20 protein-coding genes and 1 riboswitch are annotated in these 24,401 nt (G+C 39.7%); of the genes, 17 read left to right on the top strand and 3 right to left on the bottom strand.

Annotation, left to right across the window (positions count from 1 at the left end; genetic code table 11):
* The first annotated feature begins 8 nt into the window (after positions 1-8).
* Entirely contained in the window at positions 9-2,423 is a 2,415-nt protein-coding gene (pheT, locus tag OK414_RS24805; RefSeq protein WP_263045126.1) for a phenylalanine--tRNA ligase subunit beta, read from the top strand.
* Between the two features lie 33 nt (positions 2,424-2,456).
* On the opposite strand, the gene rnhC is transcribed toward pheT, so the two are convergent.
* The gene (rnhC, locus tag OK414_RS24800) at positions 2,457-3,371 is read right to left on the bottom strand and encodes a ribonuclease HIII (RefSeq protein ID WP_034648698.1); all 915 of its coding nucleotides are present in this window, start codon (positions 3,369-3,371) and stop codon (positions 2,457-2,459) included.
* Positions 3,372-3,514: 143 nt separating this feature from the next.
* Here rnhC and zapA point away from each other — a divergent pair, with 143 nt between their 5' ends.
* The 5 genes from zapA to OK414_RS24775 all read left to right on the top strand — a co-directional run bounded on the left by zapA (position 3,515) and on the right by OK414_RS24775 (position 9,211).
* Positions 3,515-3,775, top strand: a complete 261-nt coding sequence (zapA, locus tag OK414_RS24795; RefSeq protein ID WP_013059415.1) for a cell division protein ZapA — start codon at positions 3,515-3,517, stop codon at positions 3,773-3,775.
* A complete protein-coding gene (locus tag OK414_RS24790) occupies positions 3,772-4,329 on the top strand; it encodes a CvpA family protein (protein ID WP_014458067.1) in 558 nt (185 codons plus the stop codon). Before zapA ends, OK414_RS24790 begins: the two co-directional genes overlap by 4 nt.
* 197 nt (positions 4,330-4,526) lie before the next feature.
* Positions 4,527-6,239, top strand: coding sequence for a DNA polymerase/3'-5' exonuclease PolX (gene polX / locus OK414_RS24785; RefSeq protein ID WP_263045125.1), 1,713 nt, complete (start codon positions 4,527-4,529; stop codon positions 6,237-6,239).
* Between the two features lie 19 nt (positions 6,240-6,258).
* Positions 6,259-8,622, top strand: coding sequence for an endonuclease MutS2 (locus OK414_RS24780; protein ID WP_034648703.1), 2,364 nt, complete (start codon positions 6,259-6,261; stop codon positions 8,620-8,622).
* Between the two features lie 181 nt (positions 8,623-8,803).
* Positions 8,804-9,211 (top strand): DUF350 domain-containing protein, encoded by a 408-nt coding sequence (locus OK414_RS24775; protein ID WP_013059411.1) that lies wholly within the window; start codon positions 8,804-8,806, stop codon positions 9,209-9,211.
* Positions 9,212-9,362: 151 nt separating this feature from the next.
* Here the strand turns inward: OK414_RS24775 and OK414_RS24770 are convergent, their stop codons facing one another.
* Entirely contained in the window at positions 9,363-10,469 is a 1,107-nt protein-coding gene (locus tag OK414_RS24770) for a 5-methyltetrahydropteroyltriglutamate--homocysteine S-methyltransferase (RefSeq protein ID WP_263045124.1), read from the bottom strand.
* 211 nt (positions 10,470-10,680) lie between these two features.
* On the opposite strand from OK414_RS24770, the gene OK414_RS24765 reads away from it, so the two are divergent.
* The 8 genes from OK414_RS24765 to OK414_RS24730 all read left to right on the top strand — a co-directional run bounded on the left by OK414_RS24765 (position 10,681) and on the right by OK414_RS24730 (position 20,079).
* Positions 10,681-12,378, top strand: coding sequence for an AMP-binding protein (locus OK414_RS24765; protein WP_263045123.1), 1,698 nt, complete (start codon positions 10,681-10,683; stop codon positions 12,376-12,378).
* Positions 12,379-12,490: 112 nt separating this feature from the next.
* Positions 12,491-13,075, top strand: a complete 585-nt coding sequence (locus OK414_RS24760) for a TetR/AcrR family transcriptional regulator (protein WP_013059408.1) — start codon at positions 12,491-12,493, stop codon at positions 13,073-13,075.
* A 79-nt stretch (positions 13,076-13,154) separates the two neighbouring features.
* Positions 13,155-13,928, top strand: a complete 774-nt coding sequence (locus OK414_RS24755) for an enoyl-CoA hydratase (protein WP_013059407.1) — start codon at positions 13,155-13,157, stop codon at positions 13,926-13,928.
* 18 nt (positions 13,929-13,946) lie between these two features.
* A complete protein-coding gene (locus tag OK414_RS24750) occupies positions 13,947-14,720 on the top strand; it encodes an electron transfer flavoprotein subunit beta/FixA family protein (protein ID WP_016765685.1) in 774 nt (257 codons plus the stop codon).
* 33 nt (positions 14,721-14,753) lie between these two features.
* On the top strand, positions 14,754-15,734 hold the full coding sequence (locus OK414_RS24745) for an electron transfer flavoprotein subunit alpha/FixB family protein (protein ID WP_034648713.1): 981 nt from the start codon (positions 14,754-14,756) through the stop codon (positions 15,732-15,734).
* Positions 15,735-16,156: 422 nt separating this feature from the next.
* Positions 16,157-16,471, top strand: coding sequence for a thioredoxin (gene trxA / locus OK414_RS24740; protein ID WP_013059404.1), 315 nt, complete (start codon positions 16,157-16,159; stop codon positions 16,469-16,471).
* Positions 16,472-16,695: 224 nt separating this feature from the next.
* Positions 16,696-18,462 carry an excinuclease ABC subunit UvrC gene (gene uvrC, locus OK414_RS24735; protein WP_013085164.1) on the top strand — a complete coding sequence of 589 codons (1,767 nt, stop codon included), beginning with the start codon at positions 16,696-16,698 and terminating at the stop codon, positions 18,460-18,462.
* Between the two features lie 65 nt (positions 18,463-18,527).
* Positions 18,528-18,705, top strand: a riboswitch (Lysine riboswitch).
* A 141-nt stretch (positions 18,706-18,846) separates the two neighbouring features.
* Complete coding sequence (locus tag OK414_RS24730) at positions 18,847-20,079, top strand: aspartate kinase (RefSeq protein ID WP_034648714.1); 1,233 nt, start codon at positions 18,847-18,849, stop codon at positions 20,077-20,079.
* Between the two features lie 49 nt (positions 20,080-20,128).
* On the opposite strand, the gene OK414_RS24725 is transcribed toward OK414_RS24730, so the two are convergent.
* Positions 20,129-20,656, bottom strand: coding sequence for a YslB family protein (locus tag OK414_RS24725; RefSeq protein WP_013085162.1), 528 nt, complete (start codon positions 20,654-20,656; stop codon positions 20,129-20,131).
* Positions 20,657-21,145: 489 nt separating this feature from the next.
* Here OK414_RS24725 and OK414_RS24720 point away from each other — a divergent pair, with 489 nt between their 5' ends.
* From OK414_RS24720 to sdhB, 3 genes are read left to right on the top strand one after another with little or no spacing between them, the layout of a single operon-like run.
* Positions 21,146-21,754 (top strand): succinate dehydrogenase cytochrome b558 subunit, encoded by a 609-nt coding sequence (locus OK414_RS24720; protein ID WP_013059400.1) that lies wholly within the window; start codon positions 21,146-21,148, stop codon positions 21,752-21,754.
* A 29-nt stretch (positions 21,755-21,783) separates the two neighbouring features.
* Complete coding sequence (gene sdhA / locus OK414_RS24715) at positions 21,784-23,571, top strand: succinate dehydrogenase flavoprotein subunit (RefSeq protein ID WP_034648715.1); 1,788 nt, start codon at positions 21,784-21,786, stop codon at positions 23,569-23,571.
* 3 nt (positions 23,572-23,574) lie between these two features.
* Complete coding sequence (sdhB, locus tag OK414_RS24710; RefSeq protein ID WP_013059398.1) at positions 23,575-24,348, top strand: succinate dehydrogenase iron-sulfur subunit; 774 nt, start codon at positions 23,575-23,577, stop codon at positions 24,346-24,348.
* Positions 24,349-24,401 lie beyond the last annotated feature (53 nt).

Genomic DNA, 24,401 nt, shown 5'->3' with positions numbered 1-24,401 from the left:
GGACTACGATGTTTGTATCTTATCGTTGGTTACAAGAGTATGTTGACTTATCAGGCGTAAGGGCAGAAGAGTTAGCAGATAAAATCACAAAAAGTGGAATTGAAGTTGAAGGTGTAGAAAACTTAAATAAAGGCATCAGCGGAGTGGTAATTGGTCACGTTGTAGAACGTGAACAGCATCCGAATGCTGATAAATTAAGCCGCTGTCAAGTAGATCTTGGCGGAGGAGAAATCGTTCAAATCGTGTGCGGAGCACCGAACGTGGCACAAGGTCAAAAAGTAGCGGTTGCAAAAGTGGGAGCTGTACTTCCAGGTAACTTTAAAATCAAGCGTGCTAAGCTTCGCGGTGAAGAATCGAACGGTATGATTTGTTCTCTTCAAGAGCTTGGCATTGAAAGCAAGCTTGTGGCAAAAGATTATCAAGAAGGTATCTTCGTGTTCCCAAGCGATGCTGAAGTAGGAGCGGATGCACTAGATGCATTAAACTTAAACGATGAAGTATTAGAACTAGGGCTAACACCAAACCGGTCAGACTGCTTAAGTATGTTAGGTGTAGCACATGAAGTGGCTGCTATTTTACGTCGTGAAGTGAAGTATCCGTCAGTAAACGTGCAAACGTCTGATGAGCAAGCAGCTGATTATATTTCCGTTAAAGTAGAGGCAAAAGAAGACAATCCGCTTTACGTAGCGCGCGTTGTGAAAAACGTAAAAATTGCTCCGTCACCATTATGGATGCAAACGCGTTTAATGGCAGCTGGTATTCGACCTCATAACAACGTTGTTGATATTACCAACTATATTTTGCTTGAATACGGCCAGCCGCTGCATGCTTTTGACTATGATCGTCTTGGTTCAAAAGAAATTGTTGTACGTCACGCGTCAGAAGGCGAAAAGTTTGTAACACTTGATGATCAAGAGCGCGTATTAAAAGACAATCAGCTTGTCATTACAAACGGCAGTGAGCCGGTAGCTCTTGCAGGTGTAATGGGCGGAGCGAACTCCGAAGTAAAAGACGATACGGTAAATGTTCTCATTGAATCAGCTTACTTCAAAGGCTTAACGGTTCGCCAAGCTTCAAAAGACCACGGTCTTCGCAGTGAGGCAAGCGCTCGTTTTGAAAAAGGAATTGATCCTAACCGTACGCGTGTAGCTGCTGACCGCGCAGCAGAATTAATGGCTGAATACGCTTCAGGTGAAGTGGTAAGCGGTACTGTAGAAGTAGATACACTAACTGTGGAACCTGCTGTTGTAGCTGTGTCACTTGGACGTATTAACGATGTGCTTGGTACAGAGCTATCAATGGAAGAAGTACAAGACATTATGAACCGTCTTCAATTTGAAAACAAAGTGGAAGACGAAACCATTGTTGTAACAGTGCCAACTCGTAGAGGCGATATTACAATTGAAGAAGATATCGTCGAGGAAGTAGCGCGTATGTATGGCTATGACAACCTTCCTACAACGCTTCCTGTGACAGTGGCAACGCCAGGAAAACTAACAGAGTATCAGCTTGGACGCCGTAAAGTTCGCCGTTTCTTAGAAGGTGCGGGATTAGCACAAACGACAACATATTCGCTAACGAGCGCTGAAAAAGCTACTCAGTTTGCACTAAATGCAACAAGTACGATTGGTTTAGCAATGCCGATGAGTGAAGATCGCAGTATCCTTCGTCAAAGCTTAGTGCCTCATTTGCTAGAAGCAGTGAAGCATAATAATGCTCGTCAGTCGGATTCTATTGCGCTATACGAAACAGGCTCAGTGTTCTTATCTAAAGGTGAAGGAGAATTACCGGATGAGCAGGAGCGCGTAGCTGGTGCAATCACGGGTCTATGGCATGCTCACGGCTGGCAAGGTGAAAAGAAAGTCGTTGATTTCTATGTGATTAAAGGTGTACTAGAAGGGTTATTTGCACAGCTTGGTTTGGAGAAACGAATCTCATATGCTCCCGTTAAAAAAGACGGTATGCACCCTGGACGTACAGCGGCTGTATGGTTAGATGAAAAAGAAATTGGATACGTAGGTCAAGTTCATCCTGTTGCTCAGAAACAGTATGGTCTTCGTGAAACATACGTATTTGAATTACACCTTCAAGAGCTATTAGCTGCAGATGTCGAAGAAGTTCGTTATTCAGCTATTCCAAGATTCCCATCTATTACACGTGATATTGCACTTGTGGTAGATAAAAACGTTCTTGCAGGAGAAGTTCAGCGCGTCATCTATACGACGAGCGGAGAACTTTTAAAAGACGTGACGGTATTTGATCTATATGAAGGCGAGCGTATGGAAGAAGGCAAGAAATCTGTAGCTTTCTCTTTACGTTACTTAGATCCTGAACGTACATTAACAGATGAAGAAGTAGCAAAAGCACATGGTGCAGTGTTAGAAGCTGTAGAAAAAGAATTTGGTGCAACGCTTCGTTCATAAGAATAAGAAAAGAGATGTGGATTTCCACATCTCTTATTTTTTAGCTAATTTTAAAGCTTTTTCTGTATTAGCAAAATGAATTTTAGCTAAAGAGTTCAGCGCATTGACGCCATGTTTCTTAATAATTTTAGCAGCAGCGATATCAACTTGTGCGCCAGCTCCGCGAGGAATAACCATCCCGGTCTTTTCCGTCAGCAAATCCATTTGTTTTAAAAATGCGTATCTGGCAATAATGGAAGCAGCAGCTACAGATAAATGAACGCTTTCTCCTTTTGTACTGAAAAAGACATTTTCTTTGATAATCTCTTTTTCCTTTACCACGTGTTTATAATAGGTGTTTTTTTCGACAAACTGGTCAATTAAAATGGCATCAGGTTTTTCAGGATCCAATTTTTTTAACACGTTGGATAAAGCTTTGTTGTGCAATAGAGCTTTCATTTTACCTTGTGACATTCCTTTTTCTTGAAATGCATTATACTTTTCGTTATGTAAAACAAGCAAACTATAGGGAATAAACGAAACAAGCTGTTTGGCAATTTCAATAATTTTAGCATCCGTTAACTCTTTTGAATCTCGTACTCCTAATTCTTTTAACAAAGGAAGCTGCTCTTTTTGAACATAGGCAGCAACTACGGTCATAGGACCAAAATAATCTCCCGTCCCTACCTCGTCAGAACCGATGACCGATAGTGAGCTGAAGTTTGATGGGAGGTGTGAGACAGGAGCCTTTTTCGCAGCATCTAAAGAGCCTCCCCACTTAGCCGCTTCTGTTTCAGCTTCTTTTCCCTGAAAAAGTATTTTTCCAGAGCGGTACGCAGTGATAGAACAGCCGGGAGTTTTAGCCGAAAAAATACTTCCCTGCGGCAGTTTAGGCTGCAGATAGGATGTGTAATGAAGCTTCATTTTAGCTATTTGATCAGCTGATACCTTAATAACAGCATGTGACATAATGCTTCACTCCTTTCGGGGTATTTTAGTTTACTTTATAAGCACTATCCCTTATGATAGCTTAAATATAGATATGTTTCCATTGAAGTCTTCTTCGTGGTATGATAGGGATTAGGATTTTTCGTGGAACGGAGGATTTTCTCGTGTCAAGACAAGATAAAACACGTGCGACAGTTGACATCTTTGGTCAGCAGTACAGCATCGTCGGTAGCGAAAGTACAAGCCATATTCGACTTGTCGCCTCTATAGTGGATGAAAAAATGCGTGAAATCAGTACTAAAAACCCTTCTTTAGATATCAATAAATTAGCAGTATTAACAGCTGTGAATGCTGTACACGAATATATAAAACTGAAAGAAGACTATGAGAGACTTGAACAAAAACTTTATGGAAAAGAGGAATGACTGAGTCAATGCTTAATATCATTTTAATTATATTGCTTCTTTTAGGCTTTGTAACAGGTCTTAAAAGAGGATTTATTTTGCAGCTCATTCATATTGTCAGTTTTGCGGTTTCGTTTATCGTCGCTTATATGTTTAGTGGAGATTTGGCAAGCCGACTTCGCTTGTTGATTCCGTTTCCGGACAATATTCAGCAGCAAAGTGTCGCATCGTTTGTATTTGATTCTGGAACGATAGAAGACGCTTTTTATCGAATGATTGCATTTGCGATTTTATTTTTTGCTACTCACATTGTACTTCGCCTTGCAGGCTCTGTTTTAACGGCTTTAACCGAACTGCCCATTCTGCGCCAGTTAAATAAATGGGGCGGAGGTGCACTTGGATTCGTTGAAGTGTATATCATCGTTTTTATTTTGTTATACATTGGAGCCGTGATTCCTGTAAGTGAAATTCAAACGCCAATTCAACAGTCTTCAATTGCAATCAATATCGTACAAAATACTCCATACTTATCGTCTGCGATTCAAGATTTGTGGACTCAGTATGGTGTAATGTAATGAAATTACAATAGCTTGTTGAGAGGGTGTGTCGAAAGTGTCATAATACTTTTGAGATACCCTCTTTTTTTATCGCAGTCTAATCTGCGGTTTTCACGAGGATAAAAGTATGTCTAGATGAAAATTTGAGAGAGTAAATATGTCACTCATCATGTTTTTGGAAGTTCGTTATTATGATAATAGGCTGGTGAAAAGAGATGAATAAAAAGGATATTATTAAATTGTTAGAAACAATTGCTACATATATGGAATTAAAAGGAGATAACCCTTTTAAAATTTCCGCTTTTCGAAAAGCAGCTGCAGCGCTAGAAACGGACGAAAGAACGCTGACAGAGATTGAGGATTTTACCAAGCTCCAAGGGATTGGAAAAGGAACGGCTGCAGTCATTACAGAGTATATGGAAACAAATGAGTCAAGCGTATTAGAAGAACTAAAGCAAGAAGTTCCTGAAGGACTTATTCCTTTGCTTAAGCTGCCGGGGCTTGGAGGTAAAAAAATTGCTAAATTATATAAAGAACTAGATATTCGAGATATGGAATCACTGCATCAGGCCTGTATGGAAAATCGAGTGCAGGGACTAAGCGGTTTTGGTAAAAAGACCGAAGAAAAAATTATCGCTGCTATTGAAGAGTTTGGGAAGCGTCCTGATCGTTTGCCTCTTGCTTTTATGCTTCCAATAGCGGAAGAAATTTTAGAAGCCCTTAAACAGATGCATAGCATTGAGCGTTTTTCTCAAGCAGGGAGCATTCGCCGCATGAGGGAAACCGTAAAAGATCTTGATTTTATTATTTCAACAGCTGAGCCTCATGCTGTCCGTGAACAGCTAGTATCGCTGCCAAATGTGAAGGATATCATTGCAAATGGAGATACAAAAGTATCGGTAACGTTAGCCTATGAGTACGATGTGTCTGTGGATTTTCGTCTTGTAGAAGATAAAGCGTTTGCCACAACGCTTCACCATTTTACAGGATCAAAAGATCATAATGTGCGTATGCGTCAATTAGCAAAAGAGCGCGGTGAAAAAATTAGCGAGTATGGCGTTGAAAATGCGGATACAGGCGAAGTTATGACTTTTGAGTCTGAACAAGCATTCTATGAACATTTTGGGCTGTCTTTTATTCCGCCGGAACTTCGTGAAGATGGAACCGAAGTAGATGCATTTATAAAGCCTCAAACGCTTGTGACCTACGGTGCCGTAAAAGGTGATTTGCATATGCACTCCACGTGGAGCGACGGGGCGTATTCGATTGAAGAAATGGCGGAAGCATGTCGCGCGCGAGGCTATGAGTACATCGCGATTACAGACCATTCTCAGTATTTAAAAGTAGCTAACGGTCTAACGCCTGAACGCATTCGTAAACAGCGTGAAGAAATTAATCGTTTAAACGCACAGTTCGATGATTTTACAATACTAGCAGGAATTGAAATGGATATTTTGCCTGATGCAACACTTGATTATGATGATGAACTGCTAGCTGAGCTAGATTTTGTTATTGCGTCTATTCACTCTAGTTTTTCGCAATCACGCGAAGAAATTATGAATCGCTTAAAGCAAGCGTTAAACAATGTTCATGTAGATTTAATCGCTCATCCGACCGGTCGTTTGATTGGTCGCCGCAACGGATATGATGTAGATATTGATATGCTGATTGAATTAGCTAAAGAAACAAAAACGGCTCTTGAACTAAACGCGAATCCAAACCGTTTAGATCTAGCTGCTGAGCACATAAAAAAAGCCCAAGAGGCAGGAGTTAAAATTGCTATTAATACAGATGCTCACAATCTAGACATGCTAGAGCATATGGAAATTGGAATATCTACGGGAATTAAAGGCTGGCTTAAACCAGAAACGGTATTAAATACGTATAGCCTCAAAAAATTAACCGCCTTTTTAAATCGACATAAATAAGCAACAGGAGGAATCAGTTTTGCAATCACGTATTTTTCATGTACTAGAGTTTAATAAAGTTAAGGAACAGCTTCAGAAAAAAGTAGCTTCTTCTTTAGGCCGAGAAAAAGTAGCGAATTTGATTCCCTCGACTCAGTATGAAGAAGTAGTTAAATGGCAGGAAGCAACAGATGAAGCTACAACCGTGCTGCGATTGCGTGGCAACGTACCGCTAGGGGGCATTTTTGACGTTCGACCTAGCGTGAAGCGCGCTGAAATTGGGGGAACGCTAAGCTCTAATGAACTTCTTGATGTAGCAAGCACTATTTATGCTGCAAGACAAGTCAAGCAATTTATCGAGCAAGTAGTGGAAGATGAAGATTTACAGCTTTCAATTATAACTGAACATATCGAAAAACTAATGCCTCTTCCTGAGGTAGAACAAACAATTAAAATGAGTATTGATGAGAATGGCACAGTGCTAGACGGTGCAAGCGACCAGCTAAGAGGCATTCGTCAAAAACTTCGCTCAACGGAGTCTCGTATTCGAGAAAAGCTAGAGAGCCTTATTCGCTCCTCGTCTGCTCAAAAAATGTTGTCAGATGCAATTGTTACCATTCGAAACGAACGTTTTGTTATTCCTGTTAAGCAAGAATATCGCAGTGCGTATGGAGGCATTGTGCACGATCAATCTTCATCCGGAGCAACTTTATTTATTGAGCCTCAGGCGATTGTGACGTTAAACAATGAGCTTCAAGAAGCAAAAGTAAAAGAAAAACAAGAAATTGAGCGTATTCTCATTGCTTTAACCGTTCAGGTAGCGGAAGTGGCAAATGAACTCCGTCAAAACGTTTATCTGTTAGGTGAGCTGGACTTCATGTTTGCTAAAGGCCGCTATAGCCATGAGCTAAAAGCTTCAAAACCTAAAATGAACGATCGAGGCTATATTAAGCTAGTGAAGGCAAAACATCCTCTTATTGCACAGGAAGATGTCGTTGCGAATGATATTGAGCTAGGTGATCAATATACGTCCATCGTTATTACAGGGCCAAATACCGGCGGTAAAACCGTAACGTTAAAAACACTTGGATTATTTACGTTAATGGCTCAAGCAGGTTTGCAGATTCCTGCGCTGGATGGATCGGAAATGGCTGTGTTTAAACACGTATTTGCTGATATTGGAGATGAGCAGTCGATTGAACAAAGTTTGAGTACCTTTTCATCTCATATGGTCAACATTGTAGATATTTTACAAAAAGTAGATCACGAAAGTCTGGTCTTGTTCGATGAATTGGGAGCAGGAACGGATCCTCAAGAAGGTGCAGCGCTTGCGATTTCGATTTTAGATCAAGTATATGAAAGAGGCGCTCGCGTAGTTGCGACTACTCACTATCCTGAATTAAAAGCGTACGGCTATAATCGTGAAGGAGTGGTCAATGCTAGCGTAGAGTTCGATATTGAAACATTGAGCCCTACTTACAAGCTGCTGATTGGTGTACCGGGCCGAAGCAATGCTTTTGAGATTTCAAAACGTTTAGGTTTAAGTGCTGAAGTAATTGAACGTGCCAAAGGCTATATTGGCTCAGAAACAAATAAAGTAGAAAATATGATTGCCTCTCTTGAAGATAGCCGCCGTCAATCTGAACACGAGCTAGAAGAAGCTGAAGAACTAAGAAAAGAGGCTCAGAAGCTTCATAAAGAATTACAGAGTCAGATTATTGAGTTTAATGAAAAACGAGATAAGCTGTACGAAAAAGCTGAAGAAAAAGCTCAAGCCACAGTTAAAGCAGCATCTGAAGAAGCAGAGAAAATCATTAGCGATTTGCGTAAAATGAGTCAAAAAAATCATGCGCTTGTAAAAGAGCATGAATTGATTGAGGCGCGTAAGCGTCTAGAAGATGCAGTTCCAACTCTTGAAAAAAGTAAAAAGAAACCGGCTGTGCCGAAAAAACAAGAGCGCACTCTTCAAGCTGGAGATGAAGTGAAAGTCTTAAGCTGGGGACAAAAAGGAACGCTTGTGGAACGAGTAAGCAATAATGAATGGCAAGTACAAATGGGAATTATGAAAATGAAGGTGAAAGAAAAAGACCTCGAATATATCAGTTCTCCAAAACCTGTAGAAACGAAGCCGCTTGCTACGGTAAAAGGAAAAGATTATCATGTAAATCTAGAACTGGATTTAAGAGGAGAGCGCTATGAAAATGCGCTGATTCGAGTTGAAAAATATATTGATGATGCTTTATTAGCCAACTATCCGCGCGTTTCGATTATCCACGGTAAAGGAACTGGAGCTCTTCGTAAAGGTGTACAGGAATATTTGAAAAATCATCGTTCTGTCAAAAATATTCGTTTCGGAGAAGCTTCTGAAGGAGGTTCTGGCGTTACGGTTGTGGAATTTAAATAAAAGAACGCTGAAATAAAGGTGTCAGTCGATGCGCTGAACAAGCATATGTGAAGATAGAAAATCCGACATGGCTCATGGACTATGCTGGGTTTTCTATCTCTTTTAAGAACGATACAAGTAAAGGAAAGAGACCTGCCAGTTCATTGCGTGGAGCGTAATATAAATTAGGAGTGATGCAAAAATGAGGGATTTTTGGAAAGACCCGTATATTGAATCCGCCGCTTATTACAGCGTGGTTGTCTTGAGTATTGTCGTCTTTCTTGTTGTGTTTGAGCTCGTTACTAAGTATAAGAATTGGGAAGAGATTCAAAAAGGAAATATGGCTGTTGCGATGGCAACAGGTGGGAAAATATTTGGATTAGCTAATATTTTTCGCTATTCGATTGAGCATAACGACAACTTGTTAAGAATGCTAGGATGGGGAATATATGGATTCGTTCTTTTACTAGTCAGCTATTTTATTTTCGAATTTTTGACGCCAAAATTTCGAATCGATGACGAAATTGAACAAGATAACAGAGCCGTTGGGTTTATTTCACTTGTTATTTCAATCGGTATGTCCTATGTAATAGGAGCAGGGATAGGATAGGAGAGAGTCATGGAGAAGTTAGCGAAAATTTTACTCGTTTTATGCGGAGTGTTTATGCTTATTGGTCTTATCTATTTATCTATATAGCTTTTCCTAACATCATAATGACAGCAAAAAAGCTGACCTTAAAGCAGGTCAGCTTTTTTAATAATTACTTCCATACGTCTTCAGAAATTGAAATCACGTGCTTTACTTTATCCCACTGCTGTTCTTCAGTTAGTAAATTTCCTTCTTCTGTAGAAGCAAATCCGCACTGGGGACTTAAACAGATTTGATCAAGAGAAACAAATTCTGCTGCTTCAGCAATTCGTTTTTTCACTGCTTCAGGATCTTCTAAATCTCCAAATTTTGATGTGATAAGACCAAGGACAATCTGAAGATCATCTCGCTTTACATGTCGAAGAGGTTCGAATCCTCCTGAGCGTTCATCATCAAATTCTAAAAATAATCCATCTACGTTTAACTGACTGAAAATAGCTTTGGACGCATTTTCATATCCCCCGCTTGCTGTATAAGTGGACTGGAAATTCCCTCTGCAAATATGCATTGTAATGACCATATCATCTGGCTTATGCGCAATGGATTCATTGATCGCATCTGTAAAACGTTTCAGTAATTCTTGGGGCGTGAAACCTTTTGACGCGATTTGTTCTTGTCCTTTTTCTGAGAAAAAGACTGCCCACGCAGTATCATCTAACTGTAAATAGCGGCATCCGGCATCATAAAATGCTTGAATGGCTTTTTGATATGTTTTAACTAAATCAGCAAAAAATACATCCGTATCCGAGTAAGCAGACTCTTCAATATGACCTCTGAAAAACAGCATATTAGGACTTGGAATGGTGAACTTAGCTACGTGTTCTTTTCCAGCAGCTTGATGAAGAAATTTATAATCTTCAATCATAGGATGGTGATTAAAATCTAGTTTTCCAGTCACTTTTATACCGTGAGCTTTTGTTTGGACTCCGTGAAACTGAATTCCCGTCTCTGCTTCGTAAAGTTCTACGCCAACAAGCTCTGACAGAAAATCAAAGTGCCACCACGCGCGGCGAAACTCACCGTCTGTGACGGCTTTTAATCCAATTTGTTTTTGCTTTTCTACGAGTTTACAAATTTCTTCATCTTCAATTGCTCGAAGCTGTTTCTTTGTCATTTCCCCGTTTTCCACTTGTAATCGTGCTTGTTTGATACGCTCGGGACGCAAAAAGCTTCCAACGTGATCTGCTTTGAACGGTCCTTTAGTCAATGTTGTTGTCAATTCATACAGCTCCTTAAAAAAATCTAATTTTTATTATATACAAAAAATTCGGATAATGTACAGGGGTAAATCCAATTTTTATTTATTACGCTGCAGAATGAAAGAGTGATTAGGTAGGAAAGAGAACATTCAATAACGATTGCATCTAAAAAAAGAATGAACTATAATTTTAATTAGAAAATTCTAATTTTTTATTTTTTTGAGGGAGAGGATGCGTGTGGAATCCACCGAAAAGATATGGCTTTCTCAATATCCGGATGAAATACCTGATAGGCTTCATTATGAACAAAAAAATTTAGCACAGCTTTTTGAAGAAGCAGTTCAAAAGGATCCTAAAAAAAGCGCAATCTATTTTCTAGGGAAAAAAATGACGTTTTCCCAGCTGCATCAAGATTCTCTGAAGCTGTCATCTTACTTTATTGAACTGGGATTAAAAAGAGGGGATAGAGTAGCCATTATGCTTCCAAATTGCCCTCAAGCTGTCATTTCCTTTTATGCTGTTCTTCTTGCCGGAGGAGTAGTCGTTCAAACAAACCCTTTGTATACGGAAAGAGAGTTAGAGTATCAGCTTAATGATTCAGAAGCGACCATGATTATTGCACTCGATTTGCTATATCCGCGTGTAGTTAAAATGAAAGCGTTAACAAAGATAAAGCACGTAGTTATCACCTCCATTCAAGATTATCTCCCATTTCCCAAAAACATAATCTATCCATTTATTCAGCGCAAGCAGCAGAAGATAAGTGTGGATGTGAGTCATACGGAGACTACTCATTTATTTAAACGTATTATAAATGAATCCTCTCCCGCAGTATGTAACGCTGAGGGAATTTCAGACGAAGATATCGCCATTTTACAATACACCGGGGGAACAACAGGTTTTCCAAAAGGAGTCATGCTTACTCATAAAAACTTGGTAGCCAATGCAACAATGTGTTCACATTGGTTATACCGCTGCAGGTATGGAGAAGAAAAAGTACTTGGAATTATTCCATTTTTTCATGTGTATGGTTTAACAACGGTTCTTGTTTTATCAGTTTTGCAAAACTATGAGATGGTTCTTCTGCCTAAATTTGATGCAAAAACGACGCTCAAAACCATCCATAAGCAGCAGCCTACTTTATTTCCAGGTGCTCCGACGATTTACATTGCATTATTAAACCATCCTGATTTAGCAAAATACAACTTATCTTCTATTGATTCATGTATGAGCGGTTCGGCTCCACTTCCTGTGGAAGTGCAGGAGCAGTTTGAAAAGCTCACCGGAGGTAAATTAGTGGAAGGATATGGATTAACGGAAACCTCTCCTGTTACTCATGCTAATTTTCTTTGGAAAGAGAGAATACCAGGAAGCATTGGGGTGCCTTGGCCAGACACAGATGCCAAAATTCTCTCGTTTGAAACAGGTAAAGAAGCTGCTGTAAGCGAAGTAGGAGAAATTGCGGTTAAAGGTCCTCAGGTAATGAAAGGATATTGGAAGCAGCCTGAAGAAACGGAGGCTGTTATGCGAGACGGATGGTTGCTAACAGGTGATGTTGGCTATATGGATGATAAAGGTTATTTTTATGTAGTAGATCGGAAGAAAGATATTATTATTGCCGGGGGATATAATATCTATCCTCGAGAAGTTGAAGAAGTATTATATGAGCATGAAAAAATTCAAGAAGCTGTAGTGGTGGGTGTTCCTGACCCATATAGAGGAGAAACGGTGAAGGCTTACATTGTATTAAAAAATGGTGTAAGATGTACTGAAGAAGAGTTAAATGAGTTTTCTAGAAAGTATTTAGCTGCTTATAAAGTTCCGCGCCTTTATGAATTTCGAAATGAGCTTCCCAAAACAGCGGTCGGTAAGATTCTGCGACGAGCGCTGATTGATGAAGAAAATGAAAAGCATAAAAAGGCGACGTAATCGATCGTCGCCTTTGATTTTTTTACTGAAACATAATTGACAGATACTTGCGGTTTCTTTATTATAAAGATATGAATGAATAATCATTCATATTTTAAAGGAGCGTATAAGATTGAGAAGAAATAAGCCAAAGTATAAACAGATTATCGATGCAGCTGTAGTAGTAATAGCAGAAAACGGATACCACAATGCTCAGGTTTCTAAAATTGCTAAGCAGGCTGGAGTTGCAGACGGTACGATATATTTATATTTTAAAAACAAAGAAGATGTCTTGATTTCCTTATTTCAAGAGAAGATGGGACAATTTGTAGAAAAAATTTATGAAGAACTGGCGGGAATTGAAACCGCGGCAGAAAAACTTCATGTGTTAATTGACAAACATTTTTCGTTTCTAGCGGAGGATCATCATTTAGCTACAGTGACACAGCTCGAACTGCGTCAATCGAACAAAGATTTAAGATTAAAAATTAACGATGTATTAAAAGATTATCTGACTCTCATTGATTCTATTTTGCAGACAGGAATCGAAACGGGTGAGTTTTCTGAAAATATAGATATTCGTCTTGCGCGACAGATGATTTTTGGAACGATTGATGAAACTGTCACAACATGGGTAATGAACGATCATCGATATGGTCTAATAGAATCGGTAGATAAAGTCCATTCCCTGCTGTTAAACGGCTGCAGCGGCTCATAATCGTAAGTGAGCCTGCTGCTCCCCCGCGAGGGGAAAAGCGCAAGGTAATGAAAATAGAAAGAAAGGGTGGCGTAAACAAATGGAGATTATCCAGGTTGAAACTGTTGATGCAATAAGCTTCATTACGTTGAATAGACAACCTGCTAACGCTTTGTCTCAAGATTTATTAAAAGATCTTTCAAGTGTTTTAAAACATTTAGAAGATAGCAAAGAGACAAGGGTTATCGTCATTAAAGGTGAAGGGAAATTCTTTTGTGCCGGGGCTGATATAAAAGAATTCACATCACTTCAGCAGGAAAAAGAATACGAGAAGCTTGCTGTTAACGGTCAAGAGCTCTTTGAGTATATTGAAAATTACCCAAAACCAGTGATTGCAGCTATTCATGGAGCTGCTTTAGGCGGAGGGTTGGAGCTTGCTATGAGCTGCCATATCCGTTTGGTAACAGAAAATGCTAAGCTGGGCTTGCCTGAGCTTCAGTTAGGGATTATACCAGGATTTGGAGGAACTCAGCGATTACCTCGTTATGTAGGAGTTCATAAGGCTTGTGAGATGATGCTGACAAGTGATCCAATATCCGGAAGCGAGGCAGTGGAGTTAGGATTGGCAAATGCAGCTTTTGAAGAAAGTCAGCTTATCAATGAAACTTTTTTACTTGCTAGAAAAATTGCCAAAAAAAGCCCAATCTCTGTTAAAGCTACCTTGCAGCTGCTTCAGCATGTAAAAACAGATGCTTATTACAGCGGTATCAAAAAAGAAGCGCAGTTTTTTGGAAGCGTATTCAAAAGCCGGGATGCTCAAGAAGGCGTAGCCGCTTTTATTGAAAAGCGCCAGCCTAAATTTTTAGGAAAATAAGCTTAGGAGGGGAATTGAATGAATATTTACGTGTTAGTAAAAAGAACATTCGATACAGAGGAGAAACTTTCATTAAAAAATGGTCAAATTGTTGAAGATGGGGCTGAATTTATTATTAATCCTTACGATGAGTATGCAGTTGAAGAAGCTATTCAGCTAAAGGAAAAGCATGGTGGGGAGATTACGGTCGTGAGTGTAGGAGGGGAAGAATCAGAAAAAGAACTCCGAACAGCTTTGGCTATGGGAGCAGATAAAGCGGTTTTAATCAATACGGAAGATGACATAGAAGATGGCGATCAGTACACGACTTCTAGGCTGCTGGCACAGTACTTAAAAGAACAATCTCCTGACTTAATTTTGGCAGGAAACGTAGCGATTGACGGAGGTTCGGGCCAAGTGGGGCCGCGCGTAGCAGAACAGTTAGAAATCCCTTATATTACGACGATTACAAAATTGGATATCGAAGGTGAAAAAGTGACTGTTGTACGCGATGTGGAAGGTGACTCCGAGGTTATCGAAACGTCGCTTCCTCTTTTAGTAACAGCTCAGCAGGGACTTAACGAACCTCGCTATCCATCTCTTCCAGGGATTATGAAAGCGAAGAAGAAACCGTTGGTTGAAGTGGAATTGGATGATTTAGATTTAGATGAAGATGATGTAGAAGCAAAAACAAAGACAATTGAAATTTATTTGCCTCCGAAAAAAGACGCAGGACGCGTACTACAAGGAGATATAAAAGATCAAGTGACAGAACTGGTCAATTTACTGCATAAAGAAGCAAAAGTCATTTAATAAGTCAAAAGTCAAAACAATGGGGGTATTGCAATGGGACGCAAAGTGTTAGTTCTAGGAGAAGCACGTGATGGGGGATTACGAAACGTATCGTTTGAAGCGATTTCCGCAGCGTCTACTGTAGCTGACGGTGGGGAAATTGTTGCAGCTTTAGTAGGAAAGGACGTAAAAGCTTTAAGTGAAGAGCTTATTGCGTACGGAGCGAATAAAGTTGTTGTGACGGAGCATGAAGATTTAGCTGCTTACACATCGGATGGTTATGCTCAGGCGTTATTAGCCATCATTGAAAGTGAACAGCCTGAAGCTATCGTATTTGGCCATACGGCTCTTGGCAAAGATCTAGCGCCAAAACTGGCAGCTCGCTTAGACAAAGGACTTATCTCAGATGTGACGGATGTAGAAGTTGGAGGGGATCAAGTAGTCTTCACCCGCCCAATTTATTCTGGTAAAGCATTTGAAAAGAAAATCATGACCGATGCTTTTACGTTTGTCACGATTCGTCCAAATAATATTTCACCGCTTGCAAAAGATGAGGGACGTACAGGCCATGTAGAGGATTTAAATGTTGAAATCAAAAACCTGCGTACAGTTGTAAAAGAAGTTGTACGGAAAGCAACGCAAGGGGTTGATTTATCCGAAGCAAAAGTCGTGATTGCAGGTGGTCGAGGTGTAAAAAGCACGGAAGGTTTTGGACCTCTCCAAGAACTAGCGGACGTGTTAAATGGAGCTGTTGGGGCGTCTCGCGGAGCGTGCGATGCAGATTACTGCGACTATTCTCTTCAGATCGGTCAGACGGGCAAAGTAGTCACACCAGATTTATACATTGCCTGCGGAATCTCGGGAGCCATTCAGCATTTGGCCGGCATGTCAAATTCAAAAATTATTGTTGCCATTAACAAAGATCCTGAGGCAAATATTTTTAAAGTAGCTGATTACGGAATCGTTGGAGATTTATTTGAAGTGGTGCCTCTGCTAACGGAAGAATTTAAAAAGCTGAAAGTACAGTCTGCGTAAGAGGCTGGGACAAAAGGATTTTTAGACGAAGTGAAGAACGAGCCATTGATCAAGATGTTTGATTAGTGGTTCGTTTTTTTGTTAGGGTAAACGCAGGTTTCATGTGTGTGGGTCTTTCTAGCAGTTGATTGGAGGGCAAGGCGAAGACTCCTGCAGAAAGCGAAGTCTTACACAGAAATCATCTGCGGTGTCGCAAGTGGTTCAGCCCTTGTATACTATTCGTTCGTCTTTAGATAGGATTCATTTCGTTATGTCTCAGCCTCTTGGAAAACGAAATTTTCTACGTATGTTTTTATGTGAATTGTACAAACTAGAGCGGAGAATAAACAGTATAAATGTAAGCAAAAAGTTAGCAAACCTTATTTGAAGGTGATATACTGTGAGTAGAATTTGGATATTGCATATATTTAGGAGGAATTAAAATGGCTATTGCACATGCTACAGATAAAAACTTTACAGATGAAATTAAATCAGGCCTAGTGCTTGTTGACTTTTGGGCACCATGGTGCGGACCTTGTAAAATGATTGCTCCAGTTCTTGAAGAAATCGATGGCGAACTTAACGATAAAGTTAAAATCGTGAAAGTAGACGTTGATGAAAACCAAGAAACGGCTGGAAAATTTGGTGTTATGAGTATCCCAACTTTAGTATTATTTAAAGATGGAGAGAAAGTTGACCAAGTAGTTGGTTTCCAACCAAAAGAAGCATTAACAGAATTAATTAATAAACACGCGTAAGTCAAAACCTAGCTCAGGCTAGGTTTTTTCTTTTTCTCCACTTTTTCTCTTTTGGGAATACTTTTATTTAGCGAATATGCGTTCGTTTGTTTTATACTAGATGTAAGGAACACCGCCATAAATCCGGCTTATGTGCATGTATTGTAAGGCAGGAAAGAATGTAGGTTACGCTTCATAAGCGAATGTATAGATGGACAGAGTAAGAGAAGAGGAAGGAGAAAAATATGAACGATTATTTAAAAGAAAAGCTGGCTATTTTACCGGATCAGCCCGGCTGTTACTTAATGAAAGATAAATATGGAACGGTCATTTACGTAGGAAAAGCAAAAGTATTAAAAAATCGAGTGCGCTCCTACTTTACCGGATCTCATGACGGAAAGACACTTCGACTTGTAAACGACATTGTCGATTTTGAATATATCGTCACATCTTCTAATTTAGAAGCGCTTATTTTAGAAATGAATTTAATTAAAAAGCATGATCCAAAATACAATATCATGCTTAAAGACGATAAGGGTTATCCCTTTATTAAGATTACAGCTGAAAAACAGCCCCGACTTGTTATTACAAGAAAAATAAAAAAAGATAAAGGGAAATACTTCGGTCCTTATCCTAACGTTCAAGCTGCAAATGAAACAAAGCGGCTTCTTGATCGCATTTATCCATTAAGAAAGTGCTCTACCATGCCAGACAGGCCTTGTTTGTATTACCATATCGGGCAATGCCTAGCTCCTTGCGTAAAAGAAGTAAAAGAAGAGCAAAACAAACAAATTATTGAAAATATCACGCGGTTTTTAAATGGTGGATATGAGCATGTCAAAACAGAGTTAACTGAAAAAATGTTAAAAGCTTCAGAAGAACTTGACTTTGAACGGGCTAAAGAATATCGAGATCAAATTGCTCATATCGAAGCGACAATGGAAAAGCAAAAAGTAACGTTTAATGATTTTGTTAATCGAGATGTGTTTGGCTATTCTTATGATAAAGGCTGGATGTGTGTTCAAGTTTTCTTTATTCGCCAAGGGAAGTTAATTGAGCGAGAAGTTTCTATGTTTCCTTTTTATAAAGAGCCAGAAGAAGATTTCTTAACTTTTATCGGTCAGTTTTATGCCAAAAATATTAAGCCAAAAGAAGTGATGGTTCCAGCAACGATTGATGCAGAGCTGGCTGAGAAATTAGTGGAAGTAGAGGTTCAGCATCCAAAGCGAGGCAAAAAGAAAGAATTAGTAGAACTTGCGTGTAAAAATGCAAAAATTGCGCTCGGTGAAAAATTCTATTTAATTGAACGAGATGAAGAGCGCACGGTTGGCGCAGTTGAACGGTTAGGAGAAGAGCTTGGAATTGCCGCTCCTTATCGGATCGAAGCATTTGATAATTCAAATATTCAAGGGACAGATCCCGTTTCTGCGATGATTGTTTTTGTTGATGGGAAACCGGAAAAGAAAGAATATCGCAAATATAAAATTAAGACGGTAAAGGGACCAGATGATTACAGTTCCATGAGAGAAGTCGTTCGCAGACGGTATTCCAGAGCGTTAAAAGAGGGTCTTCCGCTTCCAGATTTAATTGTTGTAGATGGAGGCAAAGGGCATTTAGCTGCAGTACAGGACGTTCTCGAAAATGAATTGGGACTTTTAGTGCCTACAGCAGGTCTTGTCAAAGATGATAAGCACAGAACCTCCAACCTGATGATTGGTGAGCCTCCTCAAATCATACCGCTTGAACGCAATAGTCAAGAATTTTATTTGCTTCAGCGAATTCAAGATGAAGTTCACCGCTTTGCGATTACCTTCCACCGTCAAGTGCGCTCTAAGTCTGCTTTTCAGTCTGTTCTGGACGATATTCCGGGAGTGGGCGAAAAGCGTAAAAAAGCTTTGTTAAAGTATTTTGGTTCCGTGAAAAAATTGAAAGAAGCAACGGTTGATGATATTCGAAATTCAGGTGTTCCTCAAAACATCGCTGAAAAAATTTATGAAACATTGCAAAAATAGTCTTGAAATAATAGAAAATATTTGATAAGCTATTAACTAATTTCATACGACACTTCATCAAATGAAGTGAAGATAGAGGTGCAAATTTAATCAGTACGTATCAGGAAGGGTATGAGCTCTTATGAATGATGCGGAAAGGGAAATTTGCCGAAGTGAACATTACCTCATAGTAATGATTGCTGGTTCTGCGTTGAATAAACGTAGGATTGTCAAGATGTAGATTCTTGGAGAGCTATCTCACGGCAGTGGACGGTTATGTTTTATAATTTTCGTTCGTTAAGCAATGAGAGCTCATCTCATTGCTTTTTTTATTGTCTGAGTAAAAAAATTTAGCTTCTCATCATCCTGCATATGCAAATTTATTGAAAAGGAATGAACAAAATTATGGCATTAATCGTTCAAAAATTTGGTGGAACATCTGTTGGTTCTGTTGAACGTATCCAAAATGTAGCAAACCGTGTTATTCAAGAAGCAGAGCGCGGTAACCAAGTAGTAGTTGTTGTATCGGCAATGGGCAAAACTACAGATGCACTGGTGAAATTAGCAAGTGATATTACGGACAGTCCAAGCAAACGCGAAATGGATATGCTTCTTACAACTGGAGAACAAGTAACGATTTCCCTGTTAACAATGGCCCTTCAATATAAAGGGTATGAAGCAACTTCGCTAACAGGTTGGCAAGCTGGTATCCAGACGGAAGCAGTTCACAGCAATGCACGAATCCAGCACATTGACACGACTCGTATTCAAAGCCAATTAGATAGAGGCCGAATCGTAGTAGTAGCTGGATTCCAAGGCTGTTCAGAAGATGGAAGCATTACAACATTAGGTCGAGGCGGCTCTGACACGACGGCAGTAGCTCTTGCCGCAGCATTAAAAGCTGCAAAATGTGATATTTATACAGACGTAACAGGAGTGTTTACGACAGATCCGCGCTATGTAGAAGATGCTCGTAAGCTTCACTCTATTTCATATGACGAAATGTTAGAATTAGCTAATTTAGGAGCAGGGGTGCTGCATCCGCGCGCTGTTGAGTTTGCAAAAAATTATCAGGTACCGCTAGAAGTGCGTTCAAGCTTAGAAAACGAGAATGGAACGATTGTTGAGGAGGAAGTTTCAATGGAACAAAACTTGGTCGTAAGAGGAATTGCGTTTGAAGATAATATTTCACGAGTAACAATTGAAGGGTTAAACAACGAGTTGCAAACTCTTTCTACTATTTTTACAGCATTAGCAAAAGAACAGTTAAATGTGGACATTATTATTCAAAACGTAACCGCTAATAATCGTCTCTCTATCTCATTTTCTATTAAAACCGTAGATGTAGACGCCGCTCTTGCCGTCTTAAAAGAGTATAAATCTACTTTAGGATATACGCGTATTGAACATGAAAGCGGTCTGGCTAAAGTATCAATTGTTGGCTCTGGCATGATTTCTAATCCAGGCGTTGCAGCGGAAATGTTTGAAGTGCTGGCAGGAGAGAAAATTGAAGTGAAGATGGTCAGCACGTCTGAAATTAAAGTATCTACAGTTGTACCGCATGCTGATATGGTAAAAGCTGTTGAGACGCTTCACATAGCATTTGAATTAGAAGAGCAGCAAGCAGTGCAAGTATAAAGAAGAGAAAAAAGACGTGGTATCTCCACGTCTTTTATATACGTATTTCCTACTTTTTATAACGCTCCGCGCGTGTTTCGGTAGGTAAGATATCTTTTCGGTCCCACTGCACGGAAATCAGCACTTTTCCGTTCTTTTCTTTATGTGTTAAGTAGGCTTCTGTTAGGCAGTTGTTTTGACGCTGAATCTGTTCAGCCACAAATCCTGACTCAAGATGAAACGAACAAGTTTCCTGCTGAAATCTTTTGCTGACCACATCACCTGATAACTCAAGTTCTAGTGAATATTTATCTTTTTTTGCAAGTGTCAGTGTTCCCCAGGAAGCTGCTTTAAAAAAAGCGACGATTTCATCCATTGTATTTAACGGGTATTTCCGCGCAAGGTGTTTTCCTGCCCAGTATGAAATGGCATTCGTCTCGTCTCCAAGAAGCTCTGGAATTAACACATCACGCAAAAGGCTGTATCCGAAATATGAAACGTGATCAAGAGTTCCCTCTGTTTCAGCTGTGACATTAGGTTCTGATGTTTCCATCGTCTCTTCAAGTTCTTGCTGTGATTCTGTTTGTAAATTGCTCATGGTTTCCCCTCTTTCTTTACTACTATTATATACAAATCTAAAAAACCTCTCACGCATTTTTTTAATAAAATGTAAGAGGATCTTTATTATGGTAAAAAGAGTTAGATGTAAAGATAAAAAATCCATAATATACCTTTTAAAAGGGTACTTTTACCTGTGTAAATGTTTTGTGAACTTGTTTACAATAAAAATGTAAAGTAAACGCTTACTTATTTGTGGCAAGCAATATTATAATAGAAAGAAAAAACCTGTAACATCAATACAGTAAGCGTTAACAAATATAAAATTTTATAAATTTATATTTTATAGAAGATTTAAACATCTTGCCTTGACGCTCTTAATCGATGGGAGTAAAATTAACCTGTCACATACTTTATTAGGAAATGCAAAGGTTTTCATTTCCTGTATTCACGATTAATCTATTTGTCTAGTGGGAGTAAGAAAGTTCTTCACAAACTATGTTCATTTAACTAAGGGGGGTCTACGCAGATGGCGGCAAACAGAGAGTTTCAATATCGGAGAATCCATTCATTACTTGGGGTAATACCAATCGGGATTTTCTTAACACAGCATTTAGTTGTGAATCATTTCGCGACAAAGGGAGAAGAATCATTTAATCAAGCAGCTCACTTCATGGAGAGCTTACCTTTCCGCTATGCTCTAGAAATTTTCATTATTTTCTTACCAATCGTTTTTCACGCAATATACGGTCTTTACATCGCATTCACTGCTAAAACAAACGTTAACAACTACGGTTTTTTCCGTAACTGGATGTTTATCCTTCAGCGTGTTTCAGGTGTAATCACACTTATCTTCATCACATGGCACGTATGGGAAACCAGAATACAAGCTGCGCTTGGAAAAGAAGTAGATTTTCAAATGATGGAACGAATTTTAAGCAACCCGGCAATGCTTGCATTCTACATAGTTGGTGTTGTATCTACGATCTTCCACTTTGCAAACGGTCTATGGTCATTTGGAGTTAGCTGGGGGTTAACTGTAACACCACGTTCTCAAAGAATTTCAACTTATGTGACATTAGCAATCTTCTTAGCACTTACATTTGTAGGTGTTCGTACATTATTCGCATTTGCATAAAATTAAGGTTTTGAAGGAGTGGGGTTCCGATGAGTAACGGAAAAATCATCGTAGTCGGTGGCGGTTTAGCTGGCTTGATGGCAACAATAAAAATTGCTGAGTCTGGCAAGCAAGTAGATTTATTTTCACTAGTTCCGGTAAAAAGATCTCACTCAGTTTGCGCGCAAGGTGGAATCAACGGAGCCGTAAACACAAAAGGTGAAGGGGATTCACCATGGGAACACTTTGATGACACAGTGTACGGCGGAGACTTTTTAGCCAACCAGCCACCTGTAAAAGCAATGTGTGAAGCAGCTCCTGGTATTATCCACCTACTTGACCGCATGGGTGTTATGTTTAACCGTACTCCTGAGGGTTTGTTAGACTTCAGACGATTTGGCGGGACGCAGCATCACCGTACGGCTTTTGCTGGAGCAACAACGGGTCAACAATTATTGTACGCATTAGATGAGCAGGTTCGTCGCTATGAAGTTGCCGGACTTGTGACAAAGTATGAAGGATGGGAATTCTTAGGTGCTGTTCTTGACGATGAGCGCAGCTGTCGCGGAATTTCTGCACAGAATTTAAAATCAATGGAAATTAAAACGTTCTCAGCTGACGCGGTTATTATGGCTACAGGTGGACCTGGGATTGTTTTTGGAAAATCGACGAACTCAGTTATTAATACAGGTTCAGCGGCATCTATCGTGTATCAGCAAGGTGCATACTATTCAAACGGAGAGTTTATTCAAATTCATCCAACTGCTATCCCAGGAGATGATAAGCTTCGTCTTATGAGTGAATCTGCTCGTGGAGAAGGCGGACGCGTTTGGACATATAAAGACGGTAAACCTTGGTATTTCTTAGAGGAAAAATATCCTGCATACGGTAACTTAGTACCTCGTGATATTGCAACTCGTGAAATTTTTGACGTCTGCGTAGCGCAGAAGTTAGGAATCAACGGAGAGAACATGGTTTATCTGGACCTTTCACATAAAGATCCAAAAGAGCTAGACATTAAACTTGGAGGTATCATCGAAATCTATGAAAAATTCATGGGCGATGATCCGCGCAAGGTACCAATGAAAATTTTCCCAGCCGTACACTATTCAATGGGCGGTTTATGGGTGGATTACGATCAAATGACAAATATTCCTGGCTTATTCGCAGCTGGTGAGTGTGATTATTCACAGCACGGAGCGAACCGTTTAGGAGCAAACTCATTATTATCAGCTATTTATGGTGGTATGGTTGCCGGTCCTAAAGCGGTTGAATACATCAATGGTTTAGAAAAGAGCGCAGACGCTATTTCTTCAAGCGTATATGATCGTCATGTGAAAGAAGAAGAAGAGAAATGGAACAATATCATGAATCTTCAAGGTACAGAAAATGCATACGTTCTTCATAAAGAGCTAGGGGAATGGATGACTGACAACGTGACAGTCGTACGATACAATGACAAACTGTTAAAAACAGATGAAAAGATTCAAGAATTAATTGAACGCTATGATCGTATTAACATTAATGATACAGCTAAATGGAGTAATCAAGCGGCAACATTTACTCGTCAGCTGCAAAACATGCTTCAGCTTTCACGTGTTGTAACGCTAGGAGCTTACAACCGTAACGAAAGTCGCGGTGCTCATTATAAGCCAGATTTCCCAGATCGTAACGATGAAGAATTCTTAAAAACAACAATGGCAGCTTTTGTGGATAAGAAAACGGCTCCTTCTTTCCATTATGAAGAGGTAGACGTATCGTTAATTAAACCGCGTAAGCGCGACTACACAAAGAAAAAAGATGAAAAACCAAAAAAACAACAAGAGGGGGTTCGTTAATCAATGAGTGAACAACAAACAGTCCAAAAGACAGTGCGCTTCATTATTACACGTCAAGATTCAGCTGAATCTGCTCCTTACAATCAGGAGTTTGAAATTCCGTATCGTCCGAATATGAACGTTATTTCAGCACTGATGGAAATCAGACGTAACCCTGTTGATGCTTCAGGTAAAGAGGTTGCTCCGATAAACTGGGAAATGAACTGTTTAGAGGAAGTATGCGGAGCCTGTTCAATGGTCATCAACGGTAAACCTCGTCAGTCATGTACAGCTCTTGTTGATAAACTAGAACAGCCAATTCGCTTACAGCCAATGAAAACATTTCCTGTGGTTCGTGATTTGCAAGTAGACCGCAGCCGTATGTTTGATTCACTAAAAAAAGTAAAAGCCTGGGTTCCAATCGATGGCACATACGATTTAGGTCCAGGACCGCGTATGCCTGAAAAGAAACGTCAGTGGGCGTATGAGTTATCCAAATGTATGACATGTGGCGTTTGCTTAGAAGCTTGTCCAAATGTAAACGACAAGTCAAACTTCATCGGTCCAGCACCGCTTTCTCAAGTTCGCCTGTTTAATGCCCATCCAACTGGTGCGTTAAATAAAGGAGAACGTTTAGAGACGATTATGGGTGATGGAGGACTAGCGAACTGCGGGAATTCTCAAAACTGCGTTCAATCATGCCCAAAAGGAATTCCATTGACTACTTCAATTGCAGCTTTGAACCGCGATACAACAATTCAAGCATTCAGAAGTTTCTTTGGTAGCGATCAAGTATAATCACTCAAAACCTCTCCACGCGGAGAGGTTTTATTTTGTCTATGACGAACGGA

The organism is Priestia sp. JV24, from assembly GCF_025910025.1.
Classification (GTDB): domain Bacteria; phylum Bacillota; class Bacilli; order Bacillales; family Bacillaceae_H; genus Priestia; species Priestia megaterium.
Note: the sequence above shows the minus strand (reverse complement) of the source record. Positions and strands in the feature narration are given on the sequence as shown.

Bases quoted from the DNA above. Each gene is read 5' to 3' on its own strand.
- pheT (WP_263045126.1), top strand. From the start codon at position 9: ATGTTTGTATCTTATCGTTGGTTACAAGAGTATGTTGACTTATCAGGC.
- rnhC (WP_034648698.1), bottom strand. From the start codon at position 3,371: ATGTCACATGCTGTTATTAAGGTATCAGCTGATCAAATAGCTAAAATG.
- OK414_RS24790 (WP_014458067.1), top strand. From the start codon at position 3,772: ATGACTGAGTCAATGCTTAATATCATTTTAATTATATTGCTTCTTTTA.
- polX (WP_263045125.1), top strand. From the start codon at position 4,527: ATGAATAAAAAGGATATTATTAAATTGTTAGAAACAATTGCTACATAT.
- OK414_RS24775 (WP_013059411.1), top strand. From the start codon at position 8,804: ATGAGGGATTTTTGGAAAGACCCGTATATTGAATCCGCCGCTTATTAC.
- OK414_RS24765 (WP_263045123.1), top strand. From the start codon at position 10,681: ATGCGTGTGGAATCCACCGAAAAGATATGGCTTTCTCAATATCCGGAT.
- OK414_RS24755 (WP_013059407.1), top strand. From the start codon at position 13,155: ATGGAGATTATCCAGGTTGAAACTGTTGATGCAATAAGCTTCATTACG.
- OK414_RS24750 (WP_016765685.1), top strand. From the start codon at position 13,947: ATGAATATTTACGTGTTAGTAAAAAGAACATTCGATACAGAGGAGAAA.
- OK414_RS24745 (WP_034648713.1), top strand. From the start codon at position 14,754: ATGGGACGCAAAGTGTTAGTTCTAGGAGAAGCACGTGATGGGGGATTA.
- trxA (WP_013059404.1), top strand. From the start codon at position 16,157: ATGGCTATTGCACATGCTACAGATAAAAACTTTACAGATGAAATTAAA.
- uvrC (WP_013085164.1), top strand. From the start codon at position 16,696: ATGAACGATTATTTAAAAGAAAAGCTGGCTATTTTACCGGATCAGCCC.
- OK414_RS24730 (WP_034648714.1), top strand. From the start codon at position 18,847: ATGGCATTAATCGTTCAAAAATTTGGTGGAACATCTGTTGGTTCTGTT.
- OK414_RS24725 (WP_013085162.1), bottom strand. From the start codon at position 20,656: ATGAGCAATTTACAAACAGAATCACAGCAAGAACTTGAAGAGACGATG.
- OK414_RS24720 (WP_013059400.1), top strand. From the start codon at position 21,146: ATGGCGGCAAACAGAGAGTTTCAATATCGGAGAATCCATTCATTACTT.
- sdhA (WP_034648715.1), top strand. From the start codon at position 21,784: ATGAGTAACGGAAAAATCATCGTAGTCGGTGGCGGTTTAGCTGGCTTG.
- sdhB (WP_013059398.1), top strand. From the start codon at position 23,575: ATGAGTGAACAACAAACAGTCCAAAAGACAGTGCGCTTCATTATTACA.